Here is a 15,260-nt window from a genome sequence, read left to right on the forward strand (position 1 = left end):
TCCCTAGTCGCGCCCGTGCAGCGGGTCGCGCCCGTCGTCGTCGGCCGTGCGGTCGGGCACGTCCTCGACGTCGCCGCGCGCCCGCGGGTCGTGCTCGACGACCTCGTCGACGTCGTCGGTCGGCACGCCGATCGAGTCGCGCTCCTCGGCCTCGAGCGCCCGCTTGCTCGCGTGGCGCACGGGGATCTCGTCGTCGACGTGCGTGAACACCGGCTTGAGCGGCTGGTCGGAGATCGGGATCTGCCCGGTCGGCAGGTCGGTGCGCAGCTTGAGCCTGCGGCCGATCTGCCGCATCCACCTGGGTCCCCTGCCGATCGCTCCCGCCTCCAACGGCTCCTCGACCTCGAGTCCATAGTATTCGCCGATGTGGTCGACGAACTGGGCGCGTCTCGCGAGCTCGTACGCCCGGCGCTCGCGGCTGAACGCGATGATGGTCGACCAGCACATGAGCAGCATCACGACGCTGAACGGCAGCGCGATGATGATCGCCGCCGTCTGCAGCGCGACCAGGCCGCCGGCCAGCAGCAGCGAGATCGCGAGCAGCGCGGTGATGAGGGTGAAGAACGTGCGCACCCACTTGCGCGGGTTGATCTGGCCGCCGGTCGCGATCATGCCCATCACGAGCGCACCGGAGTCGGACGACGTGATGAAGAAGATCGAGATCAGCAGGATCACCCCGACCGTGAGGAAGCCGGTGCCCGGGAAGAAGTCGAGCAGGTGGAAGAGCGTCGCCTCGACGTTCACCGTGCCCTCCTCGCCGATGAGGGCGCCGGGGTCGGTCAGCTCGATGTAGAGCGCCGAGCCGCCCAGCACGCTGAACCAGAGCATGCCGATGAGCGTCGGCACGATGATGACGCCCGCGACGAACTCGCGCACCGTGCGGCCGCGCGAGATGCGGGCGATGAAGATGCCCACGAAGGGGGCCCACGAGATCCACCAGCCCCAGTAGAAGGACGTCCAGCCCGCCTGCCACAGCTCGCCGGCCTCGCCCTGGAACGCGCTCACGTTGAACGACATGCCGATGAAGTTCTGGATGTACGCGCCGATCGACTGCACGAACTCGCGCAGCAGGAACTCGGTCTGGCCGAAGGTCAGCATGTACAGCACGAGGAGCCCGGCGAGCATCAGGTTGGTCGACGAGAGCCACTTCATGCCCTTGGTGACGCCCGAGAGCACCGAGGCCAGCACGAAGACGGTGATCACGAGGATGATGACGACCTGCGAGGTCGGTGTCGGCTCCGCCAGCCCGATGAAGTCGAGGCCCGCGCTGATCTGCAGCACGCCGAGGCCGAGCGAGGTGGCGACGCCGAACAGCGTGCCGGCGAGGGCGACCACGTCGATCACGTTGCCCCACGTGCCGCGCACGCGCTTGCCGAGCAGCGGCTCGAGCGTCCAGCGGATCGAGATGGGGCGCTTGCGCCGGTGGATCGCGTAGGCGAGGCCGAGTCCGACCACGACGTAGATCGCCCACGCGTGCACGCCCCAGTGCAGGTAGGTCTGGCTGAGCGCCTGCTGCGCGAGCTGCTCCGGAGTGCCGCTCACGCCTGGCCGGGGCGAGACGAAGTGGCTGAGGGGCTCGCTCGCGCCGTAGAACACGAGGCCGATGCCCATGCCGGCCGCGAACAGCAGCGAGAACCACGCGCCGAGCGAGAACTCGGGCTTGTCGTCGTCCTTGCCGAGGCGGATGCTGCCGAAGCGGCTGAATCCGACGTAGAGCGCGAAGATCACGAAGAACGCGGCGATCAGCACGTAGTACCAGTTGAACGCGTTCACGATCGTGGTCTGCACCGCGCCGAACGCGGCCTCGGCGGCCCGCGGCGCCAGCAGGGCGAACCCGCTGAACAGGAGCACGACGCCGGCGGCGGGCCAGAACACCCATCGCTCGATCGTGGTCTTCGGGAGCAGCGCTCGCGTCGCCGCAGTACTCGGCTCCGGCTCCGGTGCCGGGCTGCCGTTCGTCGCGGGTGTTCCGGTCGTCATGGGTGACTCCCCCCAGGTCGTCCGCCTTCCACACTAGCGACGCGGTCGCGCGATGTCAGGGGCGCGCCCTGCGCGCCCGACGCGCGTAGGCTCGCAGGACGGCGCGACGCGAACCTGCGGTGCCGCGAGTCAGGGAGGACCCCATGCAGACCCGAACCCTCGGCCGCACCGGCCGCACTGTCTCGTCGATCGGCCTGGGCACCTGGCAGCTCGGCGCCGACTGGGGCGACGTCGACGAGGCCGACGCGCGCGCGGTGCTCGACGCCTCCGCCGAGTCGGGCGTGACGTTCTTCGACACCGCGGACGTCTACGGCGACGGCCGCAGCGAGTCGATCATCGGGGGCTGGCTGGCCGACCACCCGGGCTCGGGCGTCACGGTCGCCACGAAGATGGGCCGGCGGATGCCCCAGGAGCCGGAGAACTACTCGCTGGTGAACTTCGGCGAGTGGACCGACCGTTCGCGCCGGAACCTCGGCGTGGACACCCTGGACCTCGTGCAGCTGCACTGCCCGCCCACCGAGGTGATCGCCGACGGCGAGGTCTTCGACGCACTCGACACCCTCGTCGACCGCGGCGCGATCGCCGCCTACGGCGTGAGCGTCGAGACCGTCGCCCAGGCGCTCACGGCGATCGCGCGCCCGCGCGTGGCATCCGTGCAGATCATCGTGAACCCGTTCCGGCTGAAGCCGCTCGACGTGGTGCTGCCCGCAGCTGACGCGGAGGGCGTCGGCATCATCGTGCGCGTGCCGCTCGCGAGCGGCCTGCTGTCGGGGAAGTACACGACCGACACCACCTTCGCCGCGAACGACCACCGCACCTACAACCGCGACGGCTCGGCGTTCGACGTGGGGGAGACGTTCGCGGGGGTCGACTTCGCGACCGGCGTGCGTGCCGCGCAACAGTTCGCGCACTTCGCGCCGCAGTTCGTGACGGATGCCCCGGGCGGGGCCGTGCCCACGACCGCGCAACTCGCGCTGGCCTGGGTGGCCGCGCAGCCCGGGGTGAGCACGGTGATCCCCGGCGCACGCAACCCCGAGCAGGCCCGCGCCAACGCCGCCGCCGGATCGATCGCGCTCGACCCGGGCCTCGACGACGCCGTGCGCGAGCTCTACGACCGCGAGTTCCGCGAGGCGGTCCACTCCCGCTGGTAGGCCGCCCCGCGGCATCCGCCCCCCTATCTCGTGGCATCCGCCCGCCCGCGCCTGACTCCGCGCACCTCCGTCCCACCCGAAGACATGCAGATCTGACAGGTTCGCAGCGAGAACATGCAGACACGCCGCGGTCCACGCGACGTTGCATGTTCTCGGGAGGGGGCCGGCTGTGGCGGGGTGCATGGCAGCCGATTGCGCGATTGGCCACCGCGCGAGCGACGGATGCCACCGATTATGGCGCTGTTCGGATGGCAACCGGTTGCAGAAACTCGGAACCCGTGACACACTCGTGGACATGACGATGACGACAGGCCTCGACGGCGACCGCCTGCTGCCGCTCGATCCGCGCACCCGCGAGATCGCCCGCGAGCTCTACGCCGTCGTCGCGGACGCGCCGATCCTCTCGCCGCACGGGCACGTCGACCCGCGCATGCTCGCCGACGACCAGCCGTTCGCCGACCCGACCGAGCTCTTCGTCACGCACGACCACTACGTGACGCGCCTCCTGGTCGCATCCGGTGCCTCGTTCGCCGAGCTCGGCCTCGACTCGAACCGCTCCGCCGAGCCCCGCGACGTCTGGCGCATCCTCGCCGCGAACTGGCACCGCTTCGCCGGCACCGCCTCGGGCTACTGGCTCGCGCACGAGTTCCAGACCCTCTTCGGCATCACCGAGGAGCTCGCCCCCGAGAACGCCGACCGGCTCTACGACCGCATCGCCTCGACGCTCGCCGACCCCGACTTCCGGCCCCGCGCGCTGTTCGACCGCTTCCGCATCGAGGTGCTCGCGACCACCGACGACCCGCTCGACGACCTGGCCGCCCACGCGGCGCTCGCCGCCGACCCGACCTTCACCGGCCGCGTGCTCCCGACCTTCCGGCCCGACGCGTACCTCGACCCCGAGGCGCCGGGCTTCGCCGAGCGCATCGCACGCCTGCACGCCGCCACCGGCACCGCGACCGGCTTCGCCGGCTACCTCGCCGCGCTCGAGGCCCGCCGCGCCCACTTCGTCGCGCACGGCGCGGTCTCCGCCGACCACGGCGTGCTCGAGCCGTTCACCGCCGACCTCGACGCCGCCGACGCCGAGCGCCTCTACGCCGGCGCCATCGCCGGCACGCTCACCGCCGACGAGGCGCGCACCTTCCGCGGTCACATGCTGCTGCAGATGGCGCGCATGAGCGTCGACGACGGCCTCGTCATGACGATCCACCCGGGCGTGCGCCGCAACCACCACACCGAGACTTTCCGTCGCTTCGGCGCCGACCGGGGCCACGACATCCCGGTGCGCACCGAGTACACCGAGAACCTCCGCCCGCTGCTGGAGCGCTTCGGCATGGAGCCCGGGCTGCACCTGGTGCTCTTCGCCGTCGACGAGACGGTCTACTCGCGCGAGGTCGCGCCGCTCGCGGGCTTCTACCCGAGCCTGTTCATCGGCGCCCCGTGGTGGTTCCTCGACGCGCCCGACGCGATCCTGCGCTTCCGCTCGGCCGTGACCGAGACCGCCGGCTTCTACCGCTCGAGCGGCTTCATCGACGACACCCGCGCGTTCCTGTCGATCCCGGCGCGCCACGACACCGCCCGCCGCCTCGACGCCGCGTTCCTCGCCCGCCTCGTGCGCGAGGGCCGGGTGAGCCTGCCGACCGCGACGCGCATCGCGCACGACCTGGTCGACGCCGTCCCGCGGGAGGTGTTCAAGCTGTGACCGCCACGCTCTCGCGCGAGACGGCCGGCGTGCCCACGCCGCCCGTGCGCATCGTGCACCTCGGCCTCGGGGCGTTCCACCGCGCGCACCAGGCGTGGTTCACTGCGCAGGCGACGGATGCCGCGGAGTGGGGCATCGCCGCATTCACCGGCCGTTCACCGGCCGCCGCCGTCGCGCTCGCCGCGCAGGACCACCTCTACACCCTCACCCGCCGCGGCGCCGACGGCGACCGGACCGAGGTGGTCGGCAGCATCGTCGAGGCGCACCGCGGCGACGACCTCGCGCGCCTGGCGGACCTGTTCGCCGACCCGCGGGTCGCGGTCGTGACGCTCACGATCACCGAGGCCGGCTACCGGCTGCTGCCCGACGGCCTGCCCGACGTGGCCGACCCGGTGCTCGCCGCCGACATCGAGAACCTGCGCGACGCGCTCGCGCACCGCGACCCGCTCGGGGAGGTCGCGGCGAACTCCGCCCTCGGCCGCCTCCTCCTCGGGCTGGAGATCCGCCGCCGCGCCGGCGCCGGCCCCATCGCGATCGTGCCGTGCGACAACGTGCCCGACAACGGGCGCTGGCTCCGCACCGGCCTCATCGCCACCGCGGGCATGGTCGACGACCTGCTCGCCGGCTGGGTCGCCGAGCAGGTCTCCGTCGTGAGCACGTCGGTCGACCGCATCACGCCGAGGCTGTCCGAGGCGGATGCCGCCTGGGCGCTCGAGTCCCGCGGCGACGCCTGCCCGGTCGTGGCCGAGCCCTTCGCCGACTGGACCCTGGAGGGCGACTTCCCCGCCGGCCGCCCCGACTGGGAGTCCGCGGGAGCGCGCTTCGTCGACGACATCGAGCCGTGGGAGCAGCGCAAGCTCTGGCTGCTGAACGGCGCGCACTCGATCCTCGCGAGCGCCGGCCCGCTGCGCGGCCACGAGACGGTCGCCGAGGCGATCGCCGACCCGGCCTGCCGCGACCTCGTCGAGCGCTACTGGGGCGAGGCGGTCGCGCTGCTGCCCGAGGGCATCGAGCACGCCGACTACCGCGGCGCCCTGATCGACCGCTTCGCGAATCCGCGCATCGTGCACCGCCTGGAGCAGATCGCGGCGGACGCCGCGACGAAGACCCGCTACCGCGCGGCCACGGTCGCCGAGCGCACGCTCGACGCGGGCCGCGTGCCCGACGCGAGCCTCGAGGCCGTCGCCGCCTGGGTCGCGGGCGTGATCGCCGGCCACCGCGCGCCCGACTCGCAGGACGACCTCATCGACCAGGCGCTCGCCGCGGACGACCCCGTGGCCCGCCTGCTCGAGGTCGTGTCGCCCCGCCTGGCCGGCGACGCGGCGAGCCTCGAGGCGGTCCGCAGCCGGGTCGCCGCACTGCGAGCCGCCGACCCCGTGGCATCCGCCACCTGACCACCGACCACCCGAACCCACCGACCACCGAACCGACACCGCGCATCGCAGCGCAGAGAGGGCACCATGCTCAAGCCGAAGATCACCGCCACCCGGGAGCTCGTCAACCTCGACGGCCTCTGGCGGTTCGCCGTCGACAGCGGCGACCTGACCGACCCGTGGGCGTCGACCCTCGACACCACGCTCGAGGCGCCCGTGCCCGCGAGCTACAACGACCTGTTCACCGACTCGAAGGTCCGCGACCACGTCGGCTGGGTCTGGTACCAGCGCACCGTCCGCGTGCCGCGCGGCTGGGCCGGCGAGCGCATCGTCGTGCGCCTCGACGCCGCGACGCACGAGGGCGTCGTGTACGTGGACGACACCGAGGTCGTCCGCCACGAGGGCGGCTACCTGCCGTTCGAGGCCGACATCACCGACCACGTCACCGCGGGCGCCGAGTTCCGCCTCACGGTGGGCGTGAACAACGTGCTCACCCCCGACACCATCCCGCCGGGGCTCGTGAAGGACCTGCCGGACGGCCGCAAGCAGCAGGGCTACATGCACGACTTCTTCAACTACTCCGGGCTCCACCGCTCGGTGTGGCTGTACAGCGTGCCCGCGACCCGCGTCACCGACGTGACCGTCGTGACCGACGTCGAGGGCACGACGGGCCTGGTGCGCGCCGCCGTCGAGACCTCCGGCGAGGCCGAGGTGCGGCTCACCCTGCGCGACGAGCAGGGCGCGGTCGTCGCGACCGGCACCGGCGCCGAGGCGACGCTCGAGGTCGCCGACGTGCACCTCTGGCAGCCCGGCGCCGCCTACCTCTACGACCTGTCGGTCGAGCTCGTCGACGGCGAGACCGTGGTCGACGAGTACTCCCTCCACGTCGGCGTGCGCACCGTCGAGGTGCGGGAGAACCAGTTCCTCATCAACGGCGAGCCGTTCTACTTCACCGGCTTCGGCAAGCACGAGGACATCGCCGTCAAGGGCAAGGGCCACGACAACGCCTTCCTCGTGCACGACTTCGAGCTCATCGACTGGATCGGCGCGAACTCGTTCCGCACCTCGCACTACCCGTACGCCGAGGAGGTCATGGACTACGCCGACCGCCACGGCATCGTGGTGATCGACGAGACCTCCGCGGTCGGCCTCAACAGCCGTATCTCGGGCGGCATCGCCGACCTCATGTCCGCCATGGGCGGCGGCGGCGGCGAGGAGGGCTTCGGACCGAAGATGGCCGAGGCGCACCGCCGCGAGATCCGCGAGCTCATCGCGCGCGACAAGAACCACCCGTCGGTGGTCATGTGGTCGATCGCGAACGAGCCCGACACCATGGCCGAGGGCACCGACGACTACTTCGAGCCGCTGTTCGCGCTCACCCGCGAGCTCGACCCGACCCGCCCGGTCACGTTCGTGAACGTCATGATGGCGCCGCCGAACGTCTGCCGCGTCTCGAAGTTCGCCGACGTCATCTGCATCAACCGGTACTACGGCTGGTACATCGACACGGGCGACCTCGCCACGGCCGAGGTGCACCTCGAGGCCGAGCTGCGCGGCTGGGAGCAGATGTACGGCAAGCCGATGATCATGACCGAGTACGGCGCCGACACGATCCCCGGCTTCCACTCGGTGTGGGACCAGCCGTGGACCGAGGAGTTCCAGGTCAACCTGCTCGACATGTACCACCGCGTCTTCGACCGCGTCGACGCCATGGTCGGCGAGCAGGTCTGGAACTTCGCCGACTTCCAGACCTCGGTCGGCATCTTCCGCGTCGACGGCAACAAGAAGGGCGTGTTCACGCGCGACCGCAAGCCGAAGGCCGTGGCGCACTCGCTCCGGAAGCGCTGGACCGCGCTCCGCGACGGCGGCGACGCCTGATGCACGGATGCCCCGGCGGGCACGCGTCCGCTGGGGCATCCGCCCCCCGCCCGACCACGACCCCCGCTTCGGCGACACCCCGCACCACCACGTAGGATCCATCGACGGCAAAGGAGCCATCCGCATGACCACCACCGACCGGGACGCGTCGACCCCGACGTCGACCCCGACGACGAGCCTCCCGAAGCTCCCCAAGATCTCGTACCTCGGCTACGGCGCCGGCGACATGGCGAACAACCTGTCGTTCACGCTCGCGTCGATGTTCCTGCTCGTCTACTACACGGATGTCGCGGGGCTCTCGGCCGCCGCGGTCGGCACGCTCTTCCTGGTGCTGCGCATCTTCGACGCGTTCACCGACGTGATCGCCGGGCGCATCGTCGACAAGACCTACACGAAGCGCTGGGGCAAGTTCCGCCCGTACCTCCTCTTCGGCTCGGTGCCGCTGCTGCTGCTGTCGATCGCGACCTTCCACGTGCCGCAGATCGGCCAGACCGGCATGCTCATCTACGCCTACGTGACCTACGGCCTGCTCGGCATCGCCTACACGCTGGTCAACATCCCCTACGGCTCGCTCGCCGCGGCGATGACCCAGGTCCCGGCCGAGCGCGCCCGCCTCGCGACCTTCCGCACCATGGGCGCCGCGGTCGTCGGCGCGATCCTCGGCATCGTGATCTCGCCGCTGCTGTCGCCCGAGAACGACCTGCAGCGCATCTTCACGATCGTGACGGTGACCGCGCTCTTCGTCGGCGTGGCCCTCTACCTCTTCACCTTCTTCACCACCAAGGAGCGCGTCTACCGCGCGGTGCCGAAGGTCACCATGAAGCAGTCGTTCGCGACGCTGAAGGGCAACAAGCCGCTGCTCATGCTCTGCATCAGCTCGCTGCTGCTGCTCTCGGGCATGATCTCGTCGACGACCGCGCAGATCTACCTCATGCGCGACGTGTTCGACGCGCTGTACCTCGTGCCCGTGCTCTCGCTCGCGCAGCTCGCACTGATCTTCATCGTCGCGCCGTTCGTGCCCATGGTCGTGCGCCGCTTCGGCAAGCGCGCCGCGTACATCGGTGGCGCCGTCGTCGGCTCCGTCGGCCAGCTCGTCACGTTCCTCGCGCCGAACGAGTGGATCGCGCTCGGCGGCAGCATGATCGGCCTGCCCGGCATCATGTTCGTCTCGATGCTCATCTGGGCGCTCGAGGCCGACACGGTCGAGTACGGCGAGTGGAAGACCGGCGTGCGCACCGAGGGCATCACCTACGCGGTGTTCTCATTCACCCGCAAGGCCGGCCAGGCGGTCGGCGGTGCGCTCGCCGCGTACGCGATCGGCTTCGGCGGCTACGCGGTCGGCGAGCAGGTCGTGGGCACGAGCGCCGAGTGGGGCATCCGCACCGGCGCCGCCCTGATCCCCGCGATCTTCGTGTTCGCCGCCGGCGCGATCATGGTCTTCTACCCGCTGACCGACAAGCTGCACGCGCAGATCGTCGAGGAGATCAAGAGCCACCGCGACGAGGAGGCGGAGGTCGCCGGCCACGGCGGCATCGTCGACATCTCGGCGGAGGAGCACCCCGAGGGCCTCACGAAGCCCGCGAGCGACGTCTCGCTCAGCACGGCGGCGCTGCGCACCGGCAGGGCCCGCCCGACCCGCTTCGGCCGTCGCCGCAAGTAGTCACCCACCCCGCGGGCGGGGCCGCGCGCCCCGCCCGCACCCACGGAGGAACCCCAGCATGATCATCGACAAGGCCGAGGTCGTCGTCACCAGCCCCGACCGCAACTTCGTCACCCTGCGGCTCACGACCGACGACGGGCTCGTCGGGCTCGGCGACGCGACCCTCAACGGGCGCGAGCTGGCCGTGGTCGCGTACCTCACCGAGCACGTCGTGCCGCTGCTGATCGGCCGCGACCCGCAGCGCATCGAGGACACCTGGCAGTTCCTCTACCGCAGCGCCTACTGGCGCCGCGGCCCGGTCACCATGGCCGCGATCGCCGCGGTCGACATGGCCCTCTGGGACATCAAGGGCAAGGCCGCCGGGATGCCCGTGTACCAGCTCCTCGGCGGTGCGAGCCGCACCGGGCTGATGGCGTACGGCCACGCCTCGGGCAAGTCGCTGCCCGAGCTGTTCGACTCCATCCGCTCGCACCAGGAGCAGGGCTACCGCGCGATCCGCGTGCAGACCGGGGTGCCCGGCCTCAAGGCGATCTACGGCATCGCGTCGCAGGCGGCCGACACCGGCGGCGGCGAGGCGCGCTACGACCACGAGCCCGCCCGCCGGGGCGCGAAGCCGGTCGAGGAGGACTGGGACACCCGCGCCTACCTCCGCCACCTGCCCGGCGTGTTCGAGGCCGTGCGCAACGAGTTCGGCCCCGAGCTGCCGCTGCTGCACGACGGGCACCACCGCATGACGCCGATCCAGGCGGCGAAGCTCGGCAAGAGCCTCGAGCCGTACGACCTGTTCTGGCTCGAGGACTGCACGCCCGCCGAGAACCAGGAGGCGCTGCGCCTGGTGCGCCAGCACACGACCACGCCGCTCGCGATCGGCGAGATCTTCAACACCGCGTGGGACTTCAAGGACCTCATCCGCGAGCAGCTCATCGACTACGTGCGCGGCGCGGTCACCCACATGGGCGGCATCTCGCCGCTGAAGAAGACCCTCGACTACGCGGCGATGTTCCAGATCAAGTCGGGCATGCACGGCCCGACCGACATCTCGCCGGTCGGCATGGCCGCGGCGATGCACCTGGGCCTCGCGATCCACAACTTCGGCATCCAGGAGTACATGCAGCACGGCGCGAAGACCGACCGGGTCTTCCAGCAGTCGTTCACCTGGCAGGACGGCATGCTGCACCCGGGCGACCAGCCGGGACTCGGCGTCACCCTCGACGTCGACGAGGCGGGCAAGTACCCCTACGAACAGGCCTACCTGCCCTACAACCGGCTGGCCGACGGCACGGTGCATGATTGGTGAGATGAGCACGCGCGCCGAGGTGACCACCCTGCCGCCGACCGTCGTGATGGGCGTGTCGGCGGCCGGGAAGTCCTCGGTGGGTCGAGCGATCGCCGCCCGGTCCGGCGCCGCCTTCGCCGACGGCGACGACCTGCACCCCGCCGCGAACGTCGCCAAGATGGCACGCGGTGAGCCGCTCGACGACGCCGATCGCGCGCCGTGGCTCGACGAGGTCGGGGCGACGCTCGCGCGGCACGGCGACGACGGCATCGTGGTCGCGTGCTCGGCGCTGAAGCGGGCGTACCGCGACCGCATCCGTCGCGCGGCACCGGCGACGCGGTTCGTCTTCCTCTCCGGCACGCCCGAACTGCTCGCCGAGCGCGCCGGCGCGCGCACCGGGCACTTCATGCCCCCGGCCCTGCTCGCATCGCAGCTGGCCGCGCTCGAGCCCCTCGCGCCGGACGAGGCAGGCGTGACCCTCGACATCGCCGATCCGGTCGACGCGCTCGCCGCCGATGCGGTCGCCGCGCTCCGGGAGTCGCGATGAGCGGCCCGGGCCGGCAGGGCGGGGCGGATGCCCCCGAGGGCGCGTCCGCCCGCCGACGCACGCGTTCCGGCGGCCCGGCCACCATCTACGACGTGGCCGACCTCGCCGGGGTGAACCCGTCGACCGTCTCGCGCGCGCTCGGCAAGCCGGGGCGCGTCAGCGCGAAGACCGAGGCGCGCATCCGCGCCGCCGCCGCCGAGCTCGACTTCCGCATGAACCCGATGGCGCGGGCGCTGCCCACGGGCCGCACCAACACGCTCGGCCTGGTCGTCGCCGACATCACGAACCCGATGGTCTTCGGCGTGGTCCGTGGCGCCGAGCAGGCGGCGAGCCAGGCGGGCTTCACGCTGGTCATCGCCGAGTCGCAGGAGTCGGGCGAGGCCGAGGCGACCGCGATCGAGCGAATCCTGCCCGGCGTCGACGGAATGGTGCTCGCCACGACGCGACTCTCGTCGGAGCGCATCGCGCAGTTGGCCGGGCAGAAGCCCGTCGTGCTGATCAACCGCGCGGTCGACGGCGTGCCGAGCGTGCTGCCCGACGTCGACACGGGCGTGCGCGACCTCGTCGCGCACCTCGACGAGCTCGGCCACCGCACCGTCGCGTTCCTCGCCGGTCCCACCGCCTCCTGGATGAGCGAGCGCCGCTGGGCGGCGCTGCTCGACGCCGCCGAGCAGCGGGGCATCGCGATCGTCGAGATCGGGCCGAACGCGCCGACGATCGACGGCGGGCGCGAGGCGTACCGACGGCTCCGTGCCTCGCACGCGACCGCGGCGATCGCGTACAACGACCTGATGGCGATCGGCGTCATGCAGGAGGCCGCGGCGCACGGCGTCGACGTGCCCGGCGAGTTGTCGGTCGCGGGCTTCGACGACATCTTCGGCAGCGAGCTGATCGTGCCGGCGCTCACGACCGTGCGCGCGCAGCTCGTGCTCGCGGGCGAGCGCGCGGTCGGCCAGCTCCTCGCGATGGTGGGCGCCAACGGGCACGACCTCCCCGACGACCTGCTCGCGACCACGCTGGTGGTGCGCGGCTCGACCGGCCCCGCGGCATCCGCCTGACCCGCGATCGTCGGCGCTTTTCAGGAACCCGGGCCCGGCCGGCGCCGCAATGCGGCGCAGCGGCCCGCCAGACGCACGAATGCTGCGCGCGCGGCAATGCCGCCGCCGGAATCCGGCATCGGCACTCGTCACGTTCCTGAAAAGTGCCAACCCACCGTCGACGCGCGCTCAGCGGCCGGAGAACTCCCACTCGGTGACGAACGGCGGGTCCTCGCCGTGCTCGTACGCGTACGCGCGCGCCTCGAGGCGCTGCGAGTGCCAGTCCTCGACGAGACCGGCGACGCCGTCACGCTCGGCGAGCCCGGGCACGCGTTCCAGCACGTCGAGCGCGAGGCGGAACCGGTCGAGGTCGTTCAGGTGCACCATGTCGAACGGCGTGGTCGTCGTGCCGCGCTCCTTGAACCCGCGCACGTGGATGTTCGCGTGGTTCATGCGCCGGTAGGTGAGCTGATGGATGAGCGCGGGGTAGCCGTGGAACGCGAAGATCACCGGCCGGTCGGTCGTGAAGATCGCGTCGAACTCGGCGTGCGAGAGGCCGTGCGGGTGCTCCCGGGCGTCCTGCAGGCGCATCAGGTCGACGACGTTCACGAGCCGCACGCGCAGGCGCGGCATCCGCTCCCGCAGCAGCTGGGCGGCGGCGATCGCCTCGGTGGTCGGCACGTCGCCCGCGCACGCGATGACGGCGTCGGGCACGGATGCCCCTGGGTCGCCGGCCACGTAGCCGAGCTCGCTGCCCGCCCAGTCCCAGACCCCGAGTCCCGCGTCGACGTGCGCCTGGGCCTCGTCCATCGACAGCCACGCGCCCTGGAGCTGCTTGCCCGCGACGACGGCGTTCACCCGGTTCGTCGTGCCGAAGCAGTGCGCCATGGTCGCGAGCAGCGTGTTCGCGTCGGGCGGCAGGTAGACCCGCACCACGTCGGCCTGCTTGTTCACGACGACGTTCAGGAACCCCGGGTCCTGGTGCGAGAAGCCGTTGTGGTCCTGCCGCCAGACGTGGCTCGAGAGCAGGTAGGTGAGCGAGGCGATGTCCTGCCGCCAGGGCACCTCGTGCGCCGACTCGACCCACTTCGCGTGCTGGTTGAACATGGAATCGACGATGTGGATGAACGCCTCGTACGAGGTGAGCAGCCCGTGCCGGCCCGTGAGCAGGTAGCCCTCGAGCATGCCCTGCATGAGGTGCTCGCTCAGCGCCTCGATCACGCGGCCCTCGCGTCCGAGGTGCTCGTCGGCCGGATCCAGCGCCTCCATCCAGGCCCGCGGGGTCACGTCGAACACCGCCTGGAGCCGGTTCGAGGCGACCTCGTCGGGCCCGAAGAGGCGGAACGTCGAGGGGTTGCGGCGCATGACCTCGGCGAGCCAGTGCGAGAACACGGTCGTCGCACCCGCGCGCATCGTGCGCGCGCCCCCGGTGTCGACCGCGAACGGCGTTGTCACGGGCAGGTCGAGCGGCTCGGCCATGCCGCTGTTCGCGTGCGGCGAGGCGCTCATGCGCATGCCGCCGACGGGTCTGAGCGGTGCGAGCCCGGGCGCGGGCCGGCCCTCCAGGTCGAACAGCTCCTCGGGCCAGTAGGAGCGCATCCACTCCTCGAGCATCGCGCGATGCGCGTCGTCCTCGCGGACCCCCGCGAGCGGCACCTGGTGGGCGTGGAACGTGCCCTCGACCTGCACGCCGTCGACCACCTTCGGCCCGGTCCACCCCTTCGGGGTGCGGAGCACGATCATGGGCCAGCGCGGGCGGGCGTCGGGAGCGCTGGTCGCGTCCTCGCCGGCGGTCGGGGCGGCATCGCCCTCAGGGGCATCCGCCTCGCCGTCGCCGTTGGTGCCGCGCGCATCGGCCCAGATGTCGTGGATGCGCCCGTACGCCTCGTCGAGCGCCGCCGCCATGCGCTCGTGCACGCGCATCGGGTCCTCGTCGTCGAAGCCGCCGGTCACGAGCAGCGGCTCGTAGCCCTGCCCGCGGAAGAACTGCACGAGCTCCTCCTCGGGGATGCGCGCGAGCAGCGTCGGGTTCGCGATCTTGTACCCGTTCAGGTGCAGGATCGGCAGCACCGCGCCGTCGGTCGCGGGGGAGAGGAAGGCGTGCGCGCGCCAGCTCGCCGCGAGCGGACCTGTCTCGGCCTCGCCGTCGCCGACCACGCACGCGACGACGAGCCCCGGGTTGTCGAGCGCCGCGCCGTACGCGTGCATGAGCGAGTAGCCGAGCTCGCCGCCCTCGTTGATCGAGCCGGGCGTCTCGGGCGCCGCGTGCGACGGGATGCCGCCGGGGAACGAGAACTGCCGCATGAGCTCGTGCAGGCCCTCGAGGTCCTGCCCCACCTTCGGGAAGAGCTCGGAGTAGGTGCCGTCGAGCCAGGCGTTCGCGACCATCGCGGGACCGCCGTGGCCGGGCCCGCAGACGTACAGCGTCGGGATGCCGCGCTGCACGATCACGCGGTTCAGGTGCGCGTAGACGAAGTTGAGGCCGGGCGACGTGCCCCAGTGCCCGAGCAGGCGCGGCTTGATGTCGGCGGGGGCGAGCGGATGCCGCAGCAGGGGGTTCCGCATGAGGTAGATCTGGCCCACGGTGAGGTAGTTCGCCGCGCGCCACCACAGGTCCACGGTGTCGAGCGTGGCCTCGGGGGCCTGTCGTCGTGCCATG

Annotated in this window: 10 protein-coding genes; 8 read left to right on the forward strand and 2 right to left on the reverse strand. The window is 71.7% G+C overall.

What is annotated here, in order from left to right:
* Positions 1-3: 3 nt before the first annotated feature.
* Complete coding sequence (locus QMG39_RS10270) at positions 4-1,980, reverse strand: BCCT family transporter (protein ID WP_281884663.1); 1,977 nt, start codon at positions 1,978-1,980, stop codon at positions 4-6.
* A 143-nt stretch (positions 1,981-2,123) separates the two neighbouring features.
* On the opposite strand from QMG39_RS10270, the gene QMG39_RS10275 reads away from it, so the two are divergent.
* The 8 genes from QMG39_RS10275 to QMG39_RS10310 all read left to right on the forward strand — a co-directional run bounded on the left by QMG39_RS10275 (position 2,124) and on the right by QMG39_RS10310 (position 12,622).
* Entirely contained in the window at positions 2,124-3,131 is a 1,008-nt protein-coding gene (locus tag QMG39_RS10275) for an aldo/keto reductase (protein WP_281884665.1), read from the forward strand.
* A gap of 295 nt (positions 3,132-3,426) precedes the next feature.
* A complete protein-coding gene (uxaC, locus tag QMG39_RS10280) occupies positions 3,427-4,830 on the forward strand; it encodes a glucuronate isomerase (protein WP_281884667.1) in 1,404 nt (467 codons plus the stop codon).
* Positions 4,827-6,224 (forward strand): mannitol dehydrogenase family protein, encoded by a 1,398-nt coding sequence (locus QMG39_RS10285; RefSeq protein ID WP_281884669.1) that lies wholly within the window; start codon positions 4,827-4,829, stop codon positions 6,222-6,224. Before uxaC ends, QMG39_RS10285 begins: the two co-directional genes overlap by 4 nt.
* Before the next feature lie 66 nt (positions 6,225-6,290).
* The gene (gene uidA / locus QMG39_RS10290) at positions 6,291-8,081 is read left to right on the forward strand and encodes a beta-glucuronidase (RefSeq protein WP_281884671.1); all 1,791 of its coding nucleotides are present in this window, start codon (positions 6,291-6,293) and stop codon (positions 8,079-8,081) included.
* 124 nt (positions 8,082-8,205) lie between these two features.
* Positions 8,206-9,741, forward strand: a complete 1,536-nt coding sequence (gene uidB, locus QMG39_RS10295) for a glucuronide transporter (protein WP_281884673.1) — start codon at positions 8,206-8,208, stop codon at positions 9,739-9,741.
* Between the two features lie 58 nt (positions 9,742-9,799).
* Positions 9,800-11,038, forward strand: a complete 1,239-nt coding sequence (manD, locus tag QMG39_RS10300; protein WP_281884675.1) for a D-mannonate dehydratase ManD — start codon at positions 9,800-9,802, stop codon at positions 11,036-11,038.
* Position 11,039: 1 nt separating this feature from the next.
* On the forward strand, positions 11,040-11,564 hold the full coding sequence (locus QMG39_RS10305) for a gluconokinase (protein ID WP_281884677.1): 525 nt from the start codon (positions 11,040-11,042) through the stop codon (positions 11,562-11,564).
* Positions 11,561-12,622, forward strand: a complete 1,062-nt coding sequence (locus tag QMG39_RS10310; protein ID WP_281884679.1) for a LacI family DNA-binding transcriptional regulator — start codon at positions 11,561-11,563, stop codon at positions 12,620-12,622. The genes QMG39_RS10305 and QMG39_RS10310 overlap by 4 nt, the downstream gene beginning before the upstream one ends.
* Before the next feature lie 168 nt (positions 12,623-12,790).
* Here the strand turns inward: QMG39_RS10310 and QMG39_RS10315 are convergent, their stop codons facing one another.
* Positions 12,791-15,259: a phosphoketolase family protein gene (locus QMG39_RS10315; protein ID WP_281884681.1), complete on the reverse strand. Its 2,469-nt coding sequence runs from the start codon at positions 15,257-15,259 to the stop codon at positions 12,791-12,793.
* Position 15,260 lies beyond the last annotated feature (1 nt).

This window comes from Agromyces rhizosphaerae, assembly GCF_027925245.1.
Classification (GTDB): domain Bacteria; phylum Actinomycetota; class Actinomycetes; order Actinomycetales; family Microbacteriaceae; genus Agromyces; species Agromyces rhizosphaerae.

Bases quoted from the DNA above. Each gene is read 5' to 3' on its own strand.
- QMG39_RS10270 (WP_281884663.1), bottom strand. From the start codon at position 1,980: ATGACGACCGGAACACCCGCGACGAACGGCAGCCCGGCACCGGAGCCG.
- QMG39_RS10275 (WP_281884665.1), top strand. From the start codon at position 2,124: ATGCAGACCCGAACCCTCGGCCGCACCGGCCGCACTGTCTCGTCGATC.
- uxaC (WP_281884667.1), top strand. From the start codon at position 3,427: ATGACGATGACGACAGGCCTCGACGGCGACCGCCTGCTGCCGCTCGAT.
- uidA (WP_281884671.1), top strand. From the start codon at position 6,291: ATGCTCAAGCCGAAGATCACCGCCACCCGGGAGCTCGTCAACCTCGAC.
- uidB (WP_281884673.1), top strand. From the start codon at position 8,206: ATGACCACCACCGACCGGGACGCGTCGACCCCGACGTCGACCCCGACG.
- manD (WP_281884675.1), top strand. From the start codon at position 9,800: ATGATCATCGACAAGGCCGAGGTCGTCGTCACCAGCCCCGACCGCAAC.
- QMG39_RS10305 (WP_281884677.1), top strand. From the start codon at position 11,040: ATGAGCACGCGCGCCGAGGTGACCACCCTGCCGCCGACCGTCGTGATG.
- QMG39_RS10310 (WP_281884679.1), top strand. From the start codon at position 11,561: ATGAGCGGCCCGGGCCGGCAGGGCGGGGCGGATGCCCCCGAGGGCGCG.
- QMG39_RS10315 (WP_281884681.1), bottom strand. From the start codon at position 15,259: ATGGCACGACGACAGGCCCCCGAGGCCACGCTCGACACCGTGGACCTG.